The sequence below is a fragment of the Planococcus sp. SE5232 genome (assembly GCF_050686535.1).
Lineage (GTDB): Bacteria > Bacillota > Bacilli > Bacillales_A > Planococcaceae > Planococcus.
Genome location: NZ_JBOGCP010000001.1, coordinates 917,929 through 938,346, shown reverse-complemented (window position 1 = coordinate 938,346; position 20,418 = coordinate 917,929). Strand labels below are relative to the sequence as shown.

Annotated in this window: 11 protein-coding genes; 2 read left to right on the top strand and 9 right to left on the bottom strand. The window is 46.6% G+C overall.

The window, feature by feature from the left end; translation table 11 throughout:
* Window positions 1–69: 69 nt before the first annotated feature.
* Window positions 70–1,032 carry a patatin-like phospholipase family protein gene (locus ACRC6Q_RS04415; protein WP_223634717.1) on the bottom strand — a complete coding sequence of 321 codons (963 nt, stop codon included), beginning with the start codon at window positions 1,030–1,032 and terminating at the stop codon, window positions 70–72.
* A 526-nt stretch (window positions 1,033–1,558) separates the two neighbouring features.
* On the opposite strand from ACRC6Q_RS04415, the gene ACRC6Q_RS04410 reads away from it, so the two are divergent.
* A complete protein-coding gene (locus ACRC6Q_RS04410; RefSeq protein WP_431465887.1) occupies window positions 1,559–2,299 on the top strand; it encodes a C40 family peptidase in 741 nt (246 codons plus the stop codon).
* A gap of 1,151 nt (window positions 2,300–3,450) precedes the next feature.
* Here ACRC6Q_RS04410 and ACRC6Q_RS04405 read toward each other — a convergent pair.
* The 4 genes from ACRC6Q_RS04405 to ACRC6Q_RS04390 all read right to left on the bottom strand — a co-directional run bounded on the left by ACRC6Q_RS04405 (window position 3,451) and on the right by ACRC6Q_RS04390 (window position 13,089).
* Window positions 3,451–4,617 (bottom strand): trypsin-like peptidase domain-containing protein, encoded by a 1,167-nt coding sequence (locus ACRC6Q_RS04405; RefSeq protein WP_431465886.1) that lies wholly within the window; start codon window positions 4,615–4,617, stop codon window positions 3,451–3,453.
* A gap of 316 nt (window positions 4,618–4,933) precedes the next feature.
* The gene (locus ACRC6Q_RS04400; RefSeq protein ID WP_431465885.1) at window positions 4,934–8,446 is read right to left on the bottom strand and encodes a DUF6359 domain-containing protein; all 3,513 of its coding nucleotides are present in this window, start codon (window positions 8,444–8,446) and stop codon (window positions 4,934–4,936) included.
* Window positions 8,447–8,567: 121 nt separating this feature from the next.
* Window positions 8,568–9,155, bottom strand: a complete 588-nt coding sequence (locus ACRC6Q_RS04395) for a transposase (protein ID WP_431465884.1) — start codon at window positions 9,153–9,155, stop codon at window positions 8,568–8,570.
* Window positions 9,156–9,426: 271 nt separating this feature from the next.
* Window positions 9,427–13,089 carry a S8 family serine peptidase gene (locus tag ACRC6Q_RS04390; protein WP_431465883.1) on the bottom strand — a complete coding sequence of 1,221 codons (3,663 nt, stop codon included), beginning with the start codon at window positions 13,087–13,089 and terminating at the stop codon, window positions 9,427–9,429.
* Window positions 13,090–14,091: 1,002 nt separating this feature from the next.
* Here ACRC6Q_RS04390 and ACRC6Q_RS04385 point away from each other — a divergent pair.
* Window positions 14,092–15,954, top strand: a complete 1,863-nt coding sequence (locus ACRC6Q_RS04385) for an LTA synthase family protein (RefSeq protein ID WP_431465882.1) — start codon at window positions 14,092–14,094, stop codon at window positions 15,952–15,954.
* A gap of 185 nt (window positions 15,955–16,139) precedes the next feature.
* Here the strand turns inward: ACRC6Q_RS04385 and ACRC6Q_RS04380 are convergent, their stop codons facing one another.
* The 4 genes from ACRC6Q_RS04380 to ACRC6Q_RS04365 all read right to left on the bottom strand — a co-directional run bounded on the left by ACRC6Q_RS04380 (window position 16,140) and on the right by ACRC6Q_RS04365 (window position 19,822).
* Window positions 16,140–16,415, bottom strand: coding sequence for an excalibur calcium-binding domain-containing protein (locus tag ACRC6Q_RS04380; protein WP_223634725.1), 276 nt, complete (start codon window positions 16,413–16,415; stop codon window positions 16,140–16,142).
* Window positions 16,416–16,520: 105 nt separating this feature from the next.
* The gene (locus ACRC6Q_RS04375) at window positions 16,521–16,907 is read right to left on the bottom strand and encodes a hypothetical protein (RefSeq protein ID WP_431465881.1); all 387 of its coding nucleotides are present in this window, start codon (window positions 16,905–16,907) and stop codon (window positions 16,521–16,523) included.
* Between the two features lie 16 nt (window positions 16,908–16,923).
* The gene (locus ACRC6Q_RS04370) at window positions 16,924–17,124 is read right to left on the bottom strand and encodes a hypothetical protein (protein WP_431465880.1); all 201 of its coding nucleotides are present in this window, start codon (window positions 17,122–17,124) and stop codon (window positions 16,924–16,926) included.
* Between the two features lie 187 nt (window positions 17,125–17,311).
* The gene (locus ACRC6Q_RS04365; RefSeq protein WP_431465879.1) at window positions 17,312–19,822 is read right to left on the bottom strand and encodes an S-layer homology domain-containing protein; all 2,511 of its coding nucleotides are present in this window, start codon (window positions 19,820–19,822) and stop codon (window positions 17,312–17,314) included.
* Between the last annotated feature and the right edge of the window lie 596 nt (window positions 19,823–20,418).

The window sequence follows — 20,418 nt, the reverse complement described above, 5'->3', positions numbered from 1 at the left end:
CTCTATCATTTTAGCCTGTCCCACCGATTTGAACCACTACGAATTCATTACATCTATATGACAAAGGTTTTATTCCAATAACTGCTGGCACAATTTGCGGATGTCGTCGCGGTTCGTATTGAGCAGCTCCTGGCCGAGCTCGACCAAGGCGTTGAGGTTCTCTTCCGAGCCGTCGTCCAGTTTCTCCGTACCTGGTTCTTCCAACTCGATTTGGAAACGGTAATAGCGTTTCGCCTCTTCCCTTTCCGGCAGGACGTAATTCAGCTGGTGATGCACCACGTCGGAGCTGCCGTCCATCAGGATATACCAGAGCGGACGCGCCCAACCGAGCAGGCCCCAGTTTCGGAAGTCGCCGAATTCGATGGTCAGCTGCGGATTCCCCGTACCGAGGGAAACAATCAGCAAATCCTCGTCATCCGGAAAGATTTCCTTTGCTTCCGCATAGGCGCACATGGCTGGGTTGTTGGCGAAGACGCCGCCGTCGATAAACGTCGCGTCCGGATAGGCTTTGATCTTTTTCGGCACAAAATACGTCGGTGCTGCCGAGCCGGCGCGTGCGACATCCCGCATCAATACATCCCTTTCGATTTTCTTTTCGGTTACGTCCCGGCTCTTGAAAAAAGCCGTAAAGCGCCCATGGATTTCATAGCTGGGCACAACGACAGCCTTTATGGCTTCAGAAAGCATGGTCGGACCAAAGTATGTCTTCAATGCCTTCTCAAGCGCACGGGCGTGGTAGCGCCGTGCGAAAAGGCCACGGGTGATTTTGTAGAACAGTGATTTATCGAAAATGGCATGGGATTCCTCTAAATAAAATCCGAGAAACTGCTCGGCTGAATAGCGAGGCTTTGTGGGAGCCAACCTGTCCGGCGCAACCAGTCCAAGTGCCAAAATCCCTCCGGTCGACGCGCCGACCACCAAGTCAAACAGCTCCGCAATCGGTTTTCCGGTCTGTTCTTCGATTTCTGCCAGCACCATTGCCGGAATGATGCCGCGGACACCTCCACCGTCGATGGAAAGGATTTTTTTCATCGGCTTCCCCTCATTTCAGAATTTTCTAATTTATTCAATTGTAAGAAGTTTACGGTTTTCTGTCAAAATTGGACGAACAGATGTTATTGCAACCAAAGTTTTTGAATAATTTAGATAGTATATTATTTTTTTAATAAAAAAATGAGTGTGTTTATCTTATACATTTTTTCAACAAGCAGTCTATCATCATTTTGTCATTTTTTCACTTTGCATAGCTAAAATAAAGCTGGTAGGATTTTTAATTTTGTATTTATTAGGAGATTTTTTGTAACAAATACACTATTTTAAAGATCAGAAACCCATTTTCTAAAGAAATAAACCTTTTCTCCGTATTTTATTGACTTCCAAAACCCTGCTATTAAAGGGTTTTGAGGGCCAAATTCTCTTTGTTATACAACTGTAATATAACTGCAATTGAATTGACGTTGTTTTTAAGTTGTTCTCTCTATATAGTAAATGGCAGAGCAAAATATTATTAATTCATATTCTTGGATAATAAAAAAACTTTTTGGAGGAACCAACAACAATGAAAAAACTAGTCTTTACTTTACTCGCAGCCGGATCATTGCTATTTGCTAACTCAACCACGGACGTACAAGCAGCAACAACTACTCAAAATGTCGCTACTTCATCATATGAAACTTCTGAATCTACAGTGGAGCAAGTTGCCGCAAGCAAAGCAACTGCCAAATCAGGTACATTCAAAATGAAATACAACACAAATGTTCGCGCAGATGCAGGAACAAAATACAAAGTGGTAACAGTCGCTAAAAAAGGCGCAATCGCTACAGCTACTCACCAAAAGAAAGTCGGCAAATCGACTTGGTACAAAGTGAAAGTCAACGGCAAATCAGGATGGGTATTAAGCACACTGCTTTCTTCCGCTACTGTCAAGAAAGCTTCTGTTTCAACTTCATCTTCATCAGTCGTTTCAGCAGCATTGTCACTTAAAGGCATCCCATACAAATTTGGCGGCACGACGCCTTCTGGATTTGATTGCAGTGGATTTGTTCAATACGCTTACAAAAAAGCAGGCAAAAACGTATCACGCACGACACTGTCACAATACGCTGAGACTTATGCAGTCAGCAGCCCGCAACCAGGCGATTTGGTATTCTTCGCTAACACGTACCGCGCTGGGATCTCACACGTTGGGATTTACATCGGCAACAACCAGTTCATCCATTCTGGCGGAGCGAAAGCCGAAGTCAAGAGCATGGATGATCCTTACTGGGGCAAGAAATTCCATAGCTACAAGCGCTTCTAATCAAATAGGTATTCCAAAGGGTGACCCGAAGACCTGCTAATAGCAGGCCTTCGCCGGTCCCCTTTTTAATTTGGGAATCTTTAATGTTGCTGGAGTAATACCAATGCAGGATGCCCAGGCTTGAAGAAGTCGCTCCAGGCGGACGCTTTCCGGGGGGCTTGCGCCGAAATCCACTCGGGCTTAACACCCGAGTGGATTTCGGCACTTCGTCGCTTCGCTGCTTCCCCCAGGAAAGGTATTGGCCGAAGGTAGTTCGGTCAATACCTTTGCGACGAAGCTAGCGCAGCGATGCAGGAGCATATCTTTGCCCTTCGCCACCTTCCGCTCTTTCTTCTATTTTTTGAGAGATAAGGAATTAGCGTCACTCTTTATCGGAGGAGTGCGAAAAGTATAGGCAGCGGGCTGACTATAGAGGGTTTTCGCAGAAACGTTTGTTTCTGCATCATTTTGTGGTTTGAACTGGGGTATAGGTTTTATGGTAGCTGGTTGTGAGAATGAAGTTTGGGGAGTCGGCTTGAGTCCTAGCTGAATGTTTAAGGCTTCTACATGAATGATTGAAGCAGCTACAAGAACACTCAAGATCTATACCTAAACTTTTTGCTCCTTTACCTGAACAATCTCCATCCTTACCTCAATTCGACGTTTTTTTACAAAGTTCAAGCCACTGGATGGAAGCTGTTCGCGTCGCGTACAACCAGGAATAGGGAGTGACTTTTTTGATATGGCTTCCTTCACACACAAGATGTGATCTTTCTTGTGAAAATTGTGTAAGGAGTTAAAACTTTCATGTAGAGAAGCATACTGGTGAGGTAGAAACCTCGATAGGTCTTGTAGAACTCCTGAAAAGGTGATTTTCAAAGCGAAGGCGCGTGCACCACCGCTGCCGAGTGATTCCAGAACCACACGCTAACTTTCCACCCCCACACATAAATAAGTTTGCTGCGTATTCTCCGACACCTAGCGGCAGGTGCGTGCAGGAGTGGACGGAGCGATAAGACTAGCAGCGTACTTCAGCTGCTTGGCTTATCGCGGGAGTCCATTCCAGAGCACCGAAGCGACTTACAGAAACCCGCCAAAAGCTACCACACCGAAGCGGCTTATAGAACCCACTAAAACACATAAAAGAGCAGACTCACATCTGAGTCTACTCTTTATTCATTCACAATATCATCGATCTGGTAATCGCCGTACTCGTCGATCACCACCGAATAGACGCCTTCGTGGGACACCGTCGACGATTCACCGCTCGCTTTTTCGTGGTAGGTGAAGTCGGCTTCGGCCTCCACGATGGCATTGTCTTCATTGATGTCAATGCTGGTGATAGTCGGCTGGACGGTGTCATAAACACGACCCGATTCGGCAAACGCCTCAATCAGCTCTGTCGCTTCCTGTTCCGCTTCGCTGCCTGGCAGGATATAGGACAGATAGTAGGAAGATTCGGCATCGTTCAGCGAATACGGAATCAATTCATAATAAGCAGCAATAAAGTCTTCCAGCAGTTCATCAGCAAAATAGGCATCTTTGACATCCTGCAGCACGATTTCCTCTTCCTCAGGAAGAACCGGGTTGTCGACCCATTCGGTCAACTGATCCCAGACGCTGTACAGCGGGATGGTGTAGCCGGTTCCCTGTTTTTCCTCAAGGATGATCGAGTTGATGCCAAGGATTTTTCCGGTGTCGGCCGCGATCAGCGGTCCGCCGCTGGAGCCCCGGGCGATTTCTGCGGTCATCTCGTAGAGGCCGGTGTATTCATATTGGTCCAGAAAGTCGAGGTCGGTTGCGGTGATTTCACCGGTGGTCGCTGTGTTGCTTTCGTCATTGGGGCTGCCGATGGCAACAACGGGTGTGCCAATGTCCACCGGCTCCATTTCAATTTCCAATGGCTCTTTGCCGGCCAACTCGTCAACACGGACGATGGCCAGGTCCTGGGTTTCGGACATGCCGATGATGTGGCCATTGAATTCCTGGCCGTCGCTGTTTTTAACAGTGATATAGGACGCATCCAGCACAACGTGGGCATTGGTCAGGATGTCGCCTTCAGTGTTGATCAGAAAGCCTGAACCTTGCTCAAGGTCGGTGTACAGAGTATAGACATGGGTTTTGGCGTTGGCGATCATCGATGCCTGGCTTTGTTCATCCGCCACGTCACCTGTTTTGTCGCCTTCCGCAGCGGGCTCGATTTCCTCTTCTGCAGGCGGGTTGTCTGAAACTGGGGATTGGCAGGCACCCACTCCAAAAAGCAGCACGGCCATAACAAGCAGCATCTGCATGACCCCTTTGTAGAAGCTTTGCTTTCCATCGTTGTCACGTCTGTTCATCTGTTTCCCCCACTTCTGTTTTTTTCTCAGTTGATTTGTGTTCATTATAACAACTTGTGTCGAAAAGGTCTTGTGGGCAAAAAGAAATTGTGTACGTGCCAGGCACCCACACAATTCTCAAACAATTTAACCCTTCCCAGCAAAGGCGCGTCCCAGGAGTGGACGGAGCGAAAAGACTGGCAAGCAAAGCGCGGCCCGGCTTATCGTGGGAGTCCTCTCCAGAGCACCAGAGCGATTTATAGGACCGACTAAGTCACCACTACACAAAAAAAAACAGCCAAACCCGATCGCTCGGGTTTGGCTGCTTCTGCATAGATTATTTTTTCTTCGCCTGGCCTTTATTCGTCACGACGGTGTAGTTCCCCAGTTCGTTGATGCTGAGGGTGAATACATTGTCGCCGAGTTGGCCCTGGATGATTTTCCATTTGCCTTTGGCGTCTTCACGCGCACCGAACTGGACTTTGATGTCGTTTGTTGTATCGAATGCCAGTGTGACCGGTGAGGTGAAGTTCAATGGCAGCTCGTTGCCCGCTGCGTCAGTCAGGGTCAGGTCGATTTGATCGGTCAAGGTTGGGCGTTTGTCGACTTCTGGTGCGTCGTCAACTGCCACTTCCAACACAAATCCTTCGCCTGCCGCTGCTGCAAGTTGCTGAAGGTTTTCGGCTGATAGCGTCAAGTCCGCTGTCGGCATATTGATCAGCAGGTCTTTTCCGCTTTCCAGCAATTCAGCTACCGTGCCTTCAGAGAACGTGATGGCAAGTTCACCGTTTTCATCCGGTTCGCCAGCTGTGATGACTGCCTGGTCTCCGGATAAATCAGGATCTGCCTGTTGCTCACCTGGTACTGGTGCTGCTTCTGCTTCAAATGCAATCTGTGCCAGCAATGGATCGTGATCCGATGCGCGGCCGTGCTCTTCCATGAACATGGCGTTGATGTGGACCATGTCCAATTTAGTGCGGTCTGCTAAATTATTGGTGACCAATAGGTGATCCAGGACCTGTGAATTGCCCTGGTAGTAATAAGAGAAGCGGTCTTCAAGCGGCACATCCTCGACTTTATTCGTCAGAATCTCGCCTTTCAATGCGTCCATTGCCGGTGTGAACTCAAAATCGTTCATATCGCCTGCAACGATGACGTTCAAATCCGGATCTTGCTCCAGACCTTCCTGGATAAAGCCGTTGATGGCTGCTGCCAGCTCGATGCGCTCTTCTACAGAGCCAAGGAATGGCGGCTGATTCTGGCCGAATAATGGCTGGTCTCCGCCTTTTGAGTTCAAGTGGGCGCCGATGACCACGACTTGCTCACCTTGGAATTCGAATTGTGCAGCGATCGGTTTGCGTGTATTCGGCATCGGGATCGGCTGGACGCGTCCAGGGTTCAAGGCAAGTTCGCCGTCCACCCATGAGTTGTCTTCCGTTGCCGTGCCTTTTGTTCCTTCAGAAAGTGTAACGCGTTCAGGATTGTACAGGTAGCCGACGCGGATATTCCCGCCCGGCTGCCCGCCGTCCTGGTTGTATTCAGGTGCGATGTCTGTCCAGGCATAAGTCGGGCCGCCTGCTGTTTCGATATCATTGATCAACCGTTCGTAACTTGCTGTTGCGTCACTGTTGTTTGATGCAATCGGGCCGTCACTGTCCTGTACTTCCACCATGACGATGACGTCCGGTGAGTTCAGGTCATTCACGAACGACTCTGCGATGCGCTGTGCTTTTGCATCAGATGTGTGGCTTGGATCTGCAGAGAAGTTCTCTACATTATAAGCCGCTACGGTCAGTTCGTCTTCTTTGTTTTCAATCCACGTTTCTTCCGGAGTGGTGCCGCCATCCACGATTGCTGGAAGCTCGCTTTCCTCCGTCCAGATCTGGTAGTTGCCGAAGCCGTAGCCCAGAACGCCAACTGGATTTTCTGCAAATGTGTCGCCTGCTTTGGCAACGATGTTTTCACCTGTGGTAACGGTGATGCGTTCAGGGTTGTAATCGTCTTCCGCAAGCAAGATCCCGCCTTGTTTGTGGAACTCGTTGTTGGTGGCCTTTTTCGATACGACAAACACTTCGCCGTAATCCTGCGGACCGACGATTTGTGCGTCAGCTACCTCAACACGCATAAGTTCAAGCGATTCCCAGAAGTCAATGCCATCTTCTTCTGGATTGAATTGAGTCAATCCATCATCGTCGATGTTCTGGGTCGGTGGGTAGACATCTTCACCGATAATCAAAGCTTCAGGAAGTTCAGCTGTTCCGTCCTTTACCACGTCCGTTGAGCGGATGCGTGTCACCGGAAGGTCGTTATCTCTCATGTCGGAATAGCCTTTATAGAAATGTTCTTCAACCGTTCCGGCTACTGTGACGACATCGCCAACTTGGAAAGAACTGCTGGCGCTTGCTTTGTTGACCATGATTGCTTCTGAAGTCGTCCAGTCATCGTCTCCGTTCGGATCTTGGATGACAAAGTTCGCTCCATTGTAGAAATGTGTGATGACGCCTGTGATTTCATTCACCACTGCGCCGTCATACTCGGAGTAATGGTTTCCGCTTTGGATGTCACGGATTTTCAGGTCTGTGGTTTTCAGGACCGTGTAGTCGAATGTAAATACCTCAGACGTTTCGTCAGCAATCGCAATGGCCTTGATCGCTGTGTCTTTTGTCAAAACGATGGGTGCTGTGTATTCGGTGCTGTCGGCAGTTGGAGCTGAGCCGTCAAGCGTATAATAAATAGTTGCATTTTCCCAGCCCGAAGCCAATGTGATTTCAGTGCCTTCAGAAACGACACCTGGGAAAACATCAGCGTATACTGCCGGTTTGTTGACTAGGTCAAAGCTTTCAAAACCAAGCGTCTTCACCTGGTAGGTATCATTGTATTTCGAAGCGATTCCAGTGACGTGGATCAAATCGCCTTCTTTATATTGTTGCGTAAATTGTTCAAAAGCCAGTCCGTTGCGGTTATCGTTGCGGATGGTCACCGCTTCGCCGTTTTCAGCAACTGCTGAAAACTCGAACGTACCGTACTCGTTTACGGATTTTAATCCTGTGATGGTAACGTTCTGCAGTTCGATGCGTTCGCTTTGCGTGTCTTCAGCGACACCGGCTGGCGTAACGGTCTGCACTGCCGGCAACTCATTGCCGGAAGAAAGAATTTCTATGGTAGTGGGCTGCAGCTGCAGTTCGCCGCTGTATTCGGAAACGGTTCCCGTCAAACGGACCGCATCGCCCGGCGCCACAGTTGCGCTCGATGTGTAGACGTAGATTCCGGCTGTCTCATCCTGGACGTAGAATGCATTGCCGCCCCAGAAGCCTGTTTCGGTTGTCACGATTGCGTCAACCTGAATCAGTTCACCTGGCATTGTGCGTGCTTCTGCCAATGTATCGACAGCAGTCGGCTCAGGTGGTGCTTCGCCTTCCGAAATGATCGTGTAGGCCGTTGGAGATTTAAGGCCGGGCACTGAAAAATAAGCTTCAAGTGAGCCTGTAATGGTAACTTCCGCTTTAAAATTGGCCGGGTTGTCGACCAAGTTCAAGCCTGCGCGAATCGATCCTGTCGGCAATTGCACCGGAAGGATTTTCGTCGGATCGGTTTCATCCGGAGAATCGGCAAGACCCAAATTTGTTGCCGATGTAAATGGCGCTTCCTGGTCGTAGTTGGTACCGCTACTGGCAGTTCCCACCACAAAGCCTTTCACAGTGGCAGTACCTGTGTTGTTCGCGATCGCGTCAGCAACCGTAATCGGTTCTGCGGCGTTTGCCGGAGTTGCCAAATATGGCAGCATCGCGGATAAGGCCAGTACTAAGCTCAATAAGATCTTCACGAACGTGTTTCTCGTCAAAAGCTCCACTCCCCTAAAATATTATGAGTTACGAAATAAGTATACAAGAAAATTGTAAGCGTTTTATTAAAATTTCGTAAATAATGCAAATTTTTTCTTGTTTCGTGCCTGGCACCCGCACAATTCTCGCTCAATTCACTCTGAGGGACTCGATTTCTGGATGATCCGGCTCTTCGCAGTACATCAGATACCCCGCTACACACTTGGAATAGGGTCTTGGCAAGATCGTCGGCATATAACTCAAGTCGAGAAATTCATAAGGCGGACAGGAAGCATTTGCATAGAAACGGTAAGAGCTGTGCGGATACTCTTTCATTTCCGCCACCATCGGATTCAGGGTGTTGATCGGGTTTCGGTGGATATAGCGGCTGACTGCGAGGATGCTTTTGTGGGTAATCGCTTTGCCGGCATAATACCGGCTTTCGTAGAAATAACCACTGTAGTGGTATTTCTTTTTAGCGTAATCACTATAGCGCTTGTTGATGAGGGCCATCAATTTCCCTAATGGCACTTCAGGGGACCGAATCAATAAATGGTAATGATTGGTCATCAAGCAATAAGCCAGAATCGTGAATGGATATTTTTCATGGGCATACGCCAACACCCTCATAAAAGCATCCATATCCGATTCCTCCTGAAAAATCGGCTGCCGGTTATTCCCCCTCATCACCACATGTTCATAGGCATCCGGATTCCAGATGCGCCGGCTTCTCCCCATCCTGCTCACTCTCTTCTTCTAAGAACTTTCTTTCTATCGTAGAAAGAAGGTGGAGTTCCGTCAATTGTCTCAAAAAGTGAATAACTTACATTTGCTGGAGAGTAGAAGCCCAAAAATGATTTTTCATCTTGAAAGCTCTTGAGCAGCCTGTCTATTCAGCTCCAAAATATTTTTTTGAATTGTTTGGGTGCCAGGCACGCAAACAATTCTCACACAATTCCCACACAACAAAAAAAGCCGGGAGCGCCCGCTCCCGGCTTTTCACCATGCTTTACTGTTCTTTTGTGATGACAAAGCTTTCTTCTGTAATATGTCCGGCCGCGTCAACGACTTTCAAGGTGAATTCGTTTTCGCCTGGATTGCCGACAGGGACTGTGATGGTGATGTCTTCGTTGAAGTTACCTTCCCCGTATGGCTCACTCATGTCGTTGCTGTAGACTTCACTGTCGGTCAGGTAGACTTTGATGGCGTCCATATTGTCTGTGACATTGAACGTCACTTCGGCGCTATCCTGGCCGGCTTCCACCGTCTCCGGCACATTCAGCAGTTCAAGGACAGCCGGTTGGGTGTCGATCAGCACTTGGCTGCGCACTTCGAGTTCATTGCCGGCTTCGTCAATGGCTTTGGCGAAAATGTCGTTACGCCCGTCTTCCAATGTCAGCCTATGCTGGAAGAAGACGCCGTCAAAGCGATCCGCTTTTTCGCCATTGACCGTTACAGAGACGATGCGTGATTTGTCTTCTACCGTACCGAATACATCCACCCGCTTCGTGCTCAATACTTCAAAAAGCCCGGGTGCGATGATGGAAACAGCTGGTTTTTCCGTGTCTTCTACTGCACCGGTCAACGGAACTTCGGTTTTATTGCCGGCCGTATCGTGGAATACCGCTTTCAGCACGTCGCCGTCTTTAATGTCGACAGGCACGACATAGCTGGTGGTGCTCGGCGCCAGCGACTCGTCTTCAAAAGTCTCCTGATTCTCGGTCAGCTCCACATTGTTGAGGAATACTTCCCAGCGGTCTGCACCGCCGCCTCCTGTGTTATCTTCGAAATTCGTCACCGTTACGGTCTGGGTTTCCGCATTTAAGGCAGCGTTTGCCGTCGGTGATACCGTATCGACTAGAATCGGCATAGTCAGTGACTGCCACTCAGCATCGGGATAATCAATGACCGCGCGCATCTGAATCTGGTACTGGCCGTCTTCGACCATTTTGCCGAGCACTTCCCCGTTCCACTCATTCAGCGGATTGTAATAATAGGAGAACTGGGTAGAGAAATTCTTCACCAGATTTTCTGCGGTCTGTAAGGTCCGCAATTTTTTGCCCGCTGCATCCAGCACGTTCACTTCCAGCTGCTTGGCGTTCCGCAGCAGCGAAAACACTGGAATAATCGATTCCCGTGCACCATCGCCGTTCGGTGAAAAGGCAAAGCGCTCCGGAACAAAGCCTTGCTGGTGGTTGCCGCCGTTGATGATCATTCCGAAATCATCGGTCAGGAATGTCGAAGCGAAAACCGTGCCGGGATCCCATGCCACATCATCAAAAATCGGTGCATCGTCCCATTCGCCGTTAAAGCCGAAATACGGCACGGCAAGCGGCGTGTTGCCAGTCACTTCTTCATTGCTGTCGGTCAAGGTAATAAACCCGTCAATGAAATAGCCGTTGGTGAATGCCGCAAATTCCGGACGTCCCTGCAAAGTGGAAGCATCAATCGTCACTTGGATATCCGCCGTCCCATTCGCCGGCACTGTCACTGTGTCGGGTGCGGTGATGTTGACGAGATCCGTCACGACATTGGATCCGGCGCGATTCGGATCAGTGATGTCGATCTTCCGGTTCGGATCCTTGGTGATGTAGTCGGTTTGGACGTTGACGCCCACCGCGTAGGTCGCGGCCGCATCTGAGAAGTTCTCAGCCGTCAGCGTCATGGTCATCTGGTAATTGTCGATTTCCTTCAAGGTTACTTTGGCATCGCCGCTGTTCTGATCCGTCAGCATAACATCTGTCGACAGCGCGTCATGCAATTGCATCAGGCCTGCCCCTTGTCGACGCGGCGAAACATATTGGCCCGCCACCAATTCAACCGGGTTGGCCGTGTTCATCATCAGGTTTTTCGCAAATTCCACGCGATCCCGGCCCTCTAGGCCAAGTTCTTCGATCCGCTGGAACACCAAAGCCGTACCGCCTGCCACATGCGGTGCCGCCATCGACGTTCCGCTCATCAACCCATAGTCATTGCCGTTTAATGTCGAGAAGATATTGCCGCCCGGTGCCGTGATTTCCGGCTTGAAGTCCAGGTTCGGCGTCGGTCCCCAAGAGGTGAAGTCGCTCATCTTGCCGGCATTCGGATTCGGCGTCTCCAGCTTCTCTCCGTCAAAGACGACCGTCACCTGGCTTCCTGCATCGAGTGCCGCTTTCATCGCCAGTCCGTCCGCCTGAAGCGTCGACAGGAACGGAATGGTGATGAACGGATCGGATTCCATATTGATCGGTCCGGTGGTGTTGTTGTAGATGATCACACCCGCCGCTCCCGCCGCTTCTGCCGCAAAGGCTTTTTCAGTGAATGGAATCTCACCGCGTGCAATCAAAGCGAATTTGCCGTTGACATCTTTTCCTTCAAAATCCGCCGGCAGTCCGAGTCCGACTTCCACCACTTCATAAGAATCGGCAGGCAGACTTTCCGGCTCCACATCATTCGCCAACAGGTAAAGTGCGCGTCCTGCCTGGGCGCCGTTTACCTGATAGACGAAACTGTCCGTGGTGATCATGCTGTTTTCAAACGAGGCCACACCGAGTGAATCAATTGCCAGTCCAGGCGAACCGATCAGACCGTAATCCTGGTTTTCCGCAAACGGTGCCAGGAAACCGGAACCACGCAAGTCTGAATTCCCCGCTGAAATGGCGACTAAAATACCGTTATTCGTTGCACGTTCTACGGCTTGCTGTTCAGGACTTGACGTATCCACAAACCCGGCTGTTGCGCCGAGCGACATATTGATGACGTCCGCCCCCAGTTTAATGGAGTCGTCGATCGCCTTGATGTAGATATCCCCGAAAGTCGACGCATAATAAGCATCGTTGCCGAATACTTTCAGTGCCAGCAACTGCGTTTCGGGGGCAACACCTTTGATGCCGCCATTTTCTTCATTGCCATTGGCGCCGACGGTTCCTGCGACGTGCATGCCGTGCATCGACGCGCCTGGGGCGATGTCCCGGATTTCCGTATTGGCATCCATGTAGTTATAGCCGAATGGCACTTTCGGCGTAAAATACTCGCCTTTTTCGATCGAGCTGTCGGCGACGAACGCTTCGACTTCTGCCTGCGTCAGCGCAGCTGTTGTGTTATTCGTCAGCACCATGTCCTGGTGGCCCGGGTCGATGCCCGTATCGATGACGCCGACAATCATGCCTTCCCCTTTAAAGCCGTAGTCACTCCAAGCCTGCTGCGCCTGGACCAGCTCTTTGGAATATTTCATCGTCGGTTCCACTTCGGGACGTTTGTATTCCGTCGCTTCATAGACTGCCTTGACGTTCGGCAACTCAGCGATTTTCGCTACCTGTCCTGCCTCGACTTCCGCTGAGAAGCCATTAAAGACGGCTGTAAAGGTTTGCAGGTAATCGATATTCGGCGCGATATCGGCAATCGCCGTCTGAGCGGTTTCCTGCTTGGCTATCGCTGCCTTTTCGATGCGTTCTTTCTGGCTATCGGGCAATTCTTTATAGAGAACGCCTTGTTTGCTCGCCGTTTCAATCGTCGGCTCTTCCAACAGCTCGATGATGACACGGACTTTCTCTTTCGGCGATTCCGGCTTCAACAGGGTTTTCGCCAATTTCACTTCTGGATCAGGCGCGGCCTGTACCTCTGGGCTGTTGAAACCACCCAGACTGCTGATGGTTAATAGTAAAATTGCGAGTATTGCTAATACTTTCTTCATGTATTTTCCTCCTCTTTCTGAAATCCTTGTCTAAATAATCAAATAATTGAGTCAACTTCATTTTTCCAGTTCAGCTATCAAAAGTCTATGGTTCCAAAGCTATCTTATTTGTTAGTTTTCTTCGAATTATTTAGGTATTTCGGGTTTTGGTGGGCTCTTCTTTTTTCCTTTTTTTAGGTTTTAGTTGGATGAGTTTTCGCTGAGTGTGAGATTACGGGAATAGTTTTTAAATGGTTCTATAAGTCGCTTCAGACGCTCTGGAGTGGGTTCCCACAATAAGCCAGGCAGCTGGAGTACGCTGCCCGTCTTATTGCTTCCCCCACTCCGGGGACGCGCCGGCGCTTGGGTGTTGGGAAGATACGCAACGAACTTGTTGGATGTGGTGGGAAGTTAGCGTGTGGTTCTGGAATCGTTCGGCAGCGGTGGTGCACGCGCCTTCGCTTGGGGTGGTGACGTGGCTACATGTGGATTTTTGGGTTCTAAAGGAAGAGCTGGTGTCTCTACCTCACCCTTTCAAGTTTCTACAGGAGAAAGTTCGGATGCTACCTGACCGGCTTGCACTTCTACATGAAGTTTCTGTGTTCTTACATGAATTCCGAGAAAAGGTGAGACGAAATTATGTGCTCAGTGGGTAAAAGCTTCAACGCTGGGTGTGAGCCATGCCTCGTTAGAAAGTATCGCTCCTTATGCCAAGCTGTTCGCGGCGCGAATAGCTTCCAATCAAAGGCTTGAACTTGGTTAGAAGCAGAAGTGGAGGAAATGCATGTAGAGGGTTAACTAGTTCATGTAGCCGTTCCTAAAGTTCAGGTAGAAATAGGGACGTCCATGTGCTCTGGTTTGGCGTGAAGAGGTGCCTATAGTTTAAGACGTCTGTTTAATTTCCAAATATCTGCATTTGCTTGCATCTCATGCTTCCTCTATACTTAAGGGTAGTCCACATTTTCCGTCTCTTTCTGGCGATCGATGCGCCTGATGTGATAAATCTTTTTGAGGTGATTTTTAATGAAAGTCAAATGGAGCTACAAACCTGTTTTGGTTATGCTAGCCACCATGTTTTACTTCTTTTTGCTTATAAATGGAATTGAAACATATTTAAATGGAAGCTATTCGGAACGTGCTGTCTGGCGCGGGGAAAACAAAGAGGCTTTTTTCTTCAATTACATGATTGCCTTGAGTTTGTTCATTGTCTTTTTAGGGATTTTCAACCGCTATTTTATCAGTTTTATCCTCACCAACGCGATTGTAGTGCTATTGGCGGTTTTCAGCTTTTATAAATTCAGCTTTTTAGGGGAATTTTTATATCCTTGGGATTTGATGCTTTATAATAATGTGCTGAATTTATTGCCGAACCTGTATGAAACCGTCAATTTAACGCAAGTCATTGTCATTTTCGGATTGATCATTGCGGTCCTTTCTGCCTTTTCCGCTTTTTTATTCATCAAGAAGCCGAAGCGCTGGATCCGCTTGAACCCATGGGTGCGTCTGTTCTTCGTCGTTGCGGGTGCTGCGTATTTGAGCATCTTCATCTTTTACCGGTCGATCCCGGATGTGGAATCGACTTTGGAAGATGCGGGAGTCACCAATTTAGTTTTTGACCAGAGCCGTAATTACAAAACCAACGGCTTCCTGCTGACGTTCCTATTGAATATGCAAAGCGCCATCGTGCTGCAGCCAAGTGGCTATAATGAAGAAAACATTCTGGATATCGTTGATGGGTTGAATAGAGTCGAACCGCAATCCAACTCGACTGCGCCAAAAGATCCGAATATCATCTTCATCATGAGTGAATCTTTCTGGGATCCGACTTCTGTAGAAGGCACATCGTATAACGAAGACCCGATGCCGACCGTTAGAGAACAGCAGAACGGCCAGATTTTGGCACCTACTTTCGGCGGAGGTACCAGCAATGTGGAATTCGAGGCATTGACCGGCTTCACCAATATGTTCCTGCCACCCGGTTCTGTGCCGTACCAGCAGTATATAAAAAATGAAATTCCAGCAATGCCTAATTATTTGGCGGATCAGGGATATCAGACCACTGCGATCCACCCATATCCGAAATGGTTCTGGAACAGAGAAGAAGTCTATCAGCATGTCGGATTCGAAAAGTTCATCGATATCGACGGATTCACCGACCCGGCTTATAAAGGGCCCTATGTTTCGGACCAGCAAGTGACTGATACGATCATCGAACAGACGGAAGCGAATGAAGATCCGACGTTCATCTATGCCATCACCATGCAGAACCATACCAGCTATAATGTTGATAAATACCCTGAATTCAGTGTCGAAACGCAAACGCCGCCCGGAGTGGATCCGGTCTTCAACTTATTGTTGCGGTCCTACACACAGGGAATCGCGGATGCCGACGCAGCGTTCAAGAGCCTCATCGATTACTACGAAACATCCGATGAACCCACCATCGTCGTCTTTTTTGGAGACCATTTGCCGGGCCTCGGCAACGATTATAAATTCTATAAGCAGGCTGAATACGTGCCGCGCGGAGCCGGAGACATCAACTGGAGCCTCGAGGATCAGTTGAAAATGCATGCTACGCCACTGGCCATCTGGAATAACTACGGCACTGAAGTTCCGGATCTCGGAACCATCAGCCCTTCGTTCCTGGCACCGACCGTCTTTGACCTGGCAGGAATCGAACAGCCTTTGTACCATTCCGTGCTGGAAAACTTCCAAGCCGAAATGCCTGGCTACACGAACGACGTGAAAATCGATGCAAACGGCGAACTCTACAAAGTTACACCGGACAAAGTCGAACCAACTAAGCGTGAATACGAACTGATCCAATACGATCTGCTCTTCGGAGAACAGTATTCGCTGGAGAAGTTGTTCGGGAAACAAAAGTAAACAAAAACACAAACCCCCATGAACCGGATCGCCGGTTCATGGGGGTTTTGAATTGTGTGGGAATTGTGCGGGTGCCTGGCACCCGCACAATTCCCTTCTATATCGTTTCAGCTTTTCAGGCAAAAAAGCCCCGCAGAGATTTCTCTCGACGAAGCTTCCTTTCCAGTTAAGGTATTACATTGAACTTATCGTTCGCAAGCAATCAGATCTTTATCACGGTCACTTTTTTTATTGGCATCATACAATGCTTGAGAAACAAATGGCTTGTACTTTGTTTTCCCGCCTTTGTTTTTTACCTTTGAAGAGCGGGCAATACCACCTGCATAAACTTTGTTGATTTCTTTACAGTTAGCGTATGTCTTCGCTTTAGTTGCCGCAGCATCTGCCGGTAATGGTGCTGCACTGAACGTAAAGCTAAGAGCCACCATTAATGACAATAGTGCATAACTAAGTTTCTTCACTTTGAGTCCCCCTCTCATTAATTTTCCCTATTGCAACAATATGTTAACGCTATTAATAAGTCAGGCATCTAATTGCACATCATCCAATTATTAGTAGCTTCCATATTATAGCAGTATTTTTATTTTAATCCTATATATTTGGAAAATAAATCCTATATCCTTTTTATCTTTAAAGAGGAAATCGAAGTTACAGAGAGCTACTACCACGCGTTCTTTGAGAAAGCTATACGGGGCGCAATTAACGTTAATGAATTGTATAAGAATTGCGCGGGTGCCTGGCACCCCCACTATCAGTTGGAATTTCCGGACCACTGCATTGAACGCTTCGAATTTTCCTGCTGGAGTCAGATGCGTTTCTTCGCCCGCCTCTAAAGATCTTCGAGCTTTTTCTCCACCGAGAGATCTTTCGAAGGGGGGACGACCGGTACTGCTCTTGCCTCGGTGCTCTTCAAAAAAACCTCTTCCCCATATATCTGAAACGTTTTCTGCCAACGTTTTAATGTCTCTTTCAGTTTGTCCAAGCCAATTTCCAGCAGGTCGAATCCATTTTCGCCAAAAATTTGAGCTGGCCTTTTCCTTGCAGGTTTTCTTTGACTGCTTTCACCTTAAATTCGGGTGTGTATTGAATCATTCGATCAGTGACCGTTTTGACATTCGGATTCGCCTCCAAAACTCGGCGTTGATGTTCGTTAAAGATGATTTTACTCATCACAAACTCTCCCGTTCCAGTAGATATGTTCAGTATACCGAGGTCTAAAAACAGAAAAACCCCCAAATGGAAGCACTTTTTTAAAGTGTCTACCATTTGGGGTTCAGTTCAAATACTCTCGTGAAGGTATTCAAAATTACTTTGTACTTTTATCAAGAGTGTAAAAGTAAACACTACTTAGTAAAGATTAGTTAGAAATAGTTGCGTTTTTCACAAAATTTCCGTTTGCATCAACTAAGTTTGTTGATTTAAATTCAACAGTGACTTTATCAGTTAAAGCATAATCTTCAGTAGTAGTAACTGCTAAGTCACCATTTGTAACTGTTAGTGCAGATGTAGTAACTACATTTCCATTAACTTTTACTGTTACTCCTGTTGGAGCTACTTGGTCTTTAAGAACTTCAGAGAAATCAACAGTGAAGTTTTTGCTGTTTGAGATATTAACTTTTGTAGCTGTTGGAGCAACGCTTTCTTTTAATGGTACTAGCACACTTGCTTTACCATCTTTCAAAGTGTTTCCAGCAGTGTCCACTACGTTATTCACTTCAAGAACGTAGCTTCCATTAGCAGTAATAGAACCTTCTGGCAAAGTAAAGCGTACTTTATCTGTACCATTTACAAACTGCACCAATGTCCCAGCAGGTAGAGCTTTTCCACCAAGGGTATAGTTAGATGCCACTGTAGCAGATGAAGTAACATCAGCTGCGTAGTCAATAGTGAACACATTGTTGTTAGTCTGGTCAACCACAACTGGATTGAGAGCTTCAAGAGTTAATGAAGCTTTGCTTTCTGGTGTTGGAGCTGTGAAAGTTGATGTCGCTACGTTTACATTCAAAGCATTCGATATTACATTGTTATGAACATCTGTTACTGCTTTAGCAGCTAGTTCAAAAGTATAAGAAGAATTAGCATCTAAGTCAACATTTACTTTGACTGTATTTAATTCAGACCCTTCAATCTTACCATTTCCATTAACATCAACTCCTGCTGCAGAAGCATCGTTTATAACAATCGGAGCAGCATCAGTATAAACAATCCCGTTTTTAGCAGTCAATTTGAAGTTTCCATTAACTTTAACAGGTTCACTGAATGTTAAATATACTGCATCAACATCAGTAGTTACTTTAGTATCGTCAGCTACTAGTAATTTAGCAGATGCAGATACTAGACTCGGCGGAGTTGTATCCTTCTTCAAAGTTGTAGAAAATTCGAATGCATCTCCTGCGTTATTTGCAAGATCTTTATGACCTTCTACTTTTACTTTTGTATTAATGAAAGTATTATTTCCTAAAGCCGAAATTGCATCTATAGTGAACTTAGTGTTGTCATTAGAGTCCATATCAGCTGCTGTTAGATAGTAAGTTGTCGAACCAACAGTTACTTTTGCATATTCACCTTGACTTGAGTCAGCATTTAAATCCTGGAGAACTAACTCTTCAGAGAAATCAAAAGTGATCTTAGTGTCAGTAACAGAAGTCGATACAGCTGGTTTTGAATTGTCTACAACTGGAGGAGCAACTGTGAAGTTAAGCGCGATTGGGTTAGCCATGTTTTTAGCATAGTCAACTGCCCCTACTACATCTACTTTATAAGATTGATTTGCTACTAATCCTGTTACAGTTAGAGTTTTGCGATCTGCACTCACAGTGTAACCAGCATTTTCAGCAATGACAGCACCATTTAAGCTAACTGTTCCGAAGCTTTCAACTGATTCGTTAAACTTAATAACAGATGTAGTCCCCTTAGCATCTACAGATGTAACTTGTGGAGCTGCTGTGTCTTCAAAAGAAAATAGTGTTGTGAATACTTCTGTTAATACAGTTCCATCAGCCTTAGTTTTAATAGGTTCTACAGTTAGTTTAGCGTTATTTACTTTTAACTCAGTTTTAGAAGTTAAGGTTACAGTTCTACCATCTTCTGAAATTACAACAGCCTCGAACTCTTCTCCTTCAAGTGTATACTTACTTAATTCTTTAGCATCAACACTATCAATTGCAGTATTGAACTTAACTTGCAACTCTTTAGCGTTAAGTGCTGTTACAGAAGTAACCCCTAGTGTAGTTGGTGCTTTTTCCAATTCAGACAATCTATGAAGGAAGATTGCGAAATCTCCACGCTTGATTGAAGATTCGATTCCAAAGCTAGTTGGAGTTACGCCTTCAGTGATTTTGTTTTCAACTAATGATGCAACTTGAGTTGCGAAACGGTGTTTTGCACCAACATCAGTGAATTTAAGTTTTGATGCATCGCCAGCTTCCAAATCATAAGCCTGTGCAAGCATGAATGCTGCCTGGCCACGAGTGATTGACTGATCCCAGCCGAATTTAGTATCTGAAACGCCACTAAGAACTCCTGCTGCTTTAAGAGAGTTGACTGCAACAGCACCACGAGAAGGAACGTCAGAGAATCCTGAGTTTGGAGCTTTTTCGTTCATCAAGCCAGTAGCTTTAGCGATCATGATTGCTGCATCGCCACGAGTGATTGATTCGCCAACACCGAATTTAGTTGCAGTAAGACCGTTTGAAATGTTATTAGATACTACATAGTCAACCGCTTCTGTATAACGATCACCCACATCAGTGAATGCTGAAGTTGAAGCTTGGTCTGCGAATGCCGCTGGAGCGATTGCTGATGCTACTAAAGTAGCCGTTGCTGCAGTTGCTACAAATTTTTTGTAATTTTTTGGTTGGTAAGCCATTAATATAATTCCTCCTTGGTTTGGTGGTGCTATAAATATATTGAGTCATATAACTCAATTCAGTTACCCGCTTCTCCCTAATCGTTTCCACCTTCTGTAGATTAAGTACGTCTTATGAACGATACTAGAGTCCCACTTGTTATAGGTCGAACGAAAGATTTTATCAGATAACTAAACTCTTACTTAGTTTACCAAAGAATTACGTTAAATCAACCACTAATGTAATAATATATCAAAAAATTTACTAATACTTACAAAAATAATGCAGAAGAATTACATTTAATACCGATTTCTGATTTTTTCGAACAACTTATGGTATATTATCCCTATATTTTATTTCCTTTTTTATCCTATTTCACGGTAAATGAAGTTTTTTTACATTTTATAGTAATTTATTTTCTTCAACCATTAGCAAGAATATCATTTTTTTATTTTATTAATATTTTTAACCAAAAATATTGGCCTTTTAAGCCAGTAAAATCATGTCAATTTACTTATACTACTTTTTCTTTATTTGTTTAAATAAATAGTCTTTAAAACACCCTTAGTCTTTAGTCCCCTATCTCTGAACACTGAATTTGCTTCCTGCACTCCAG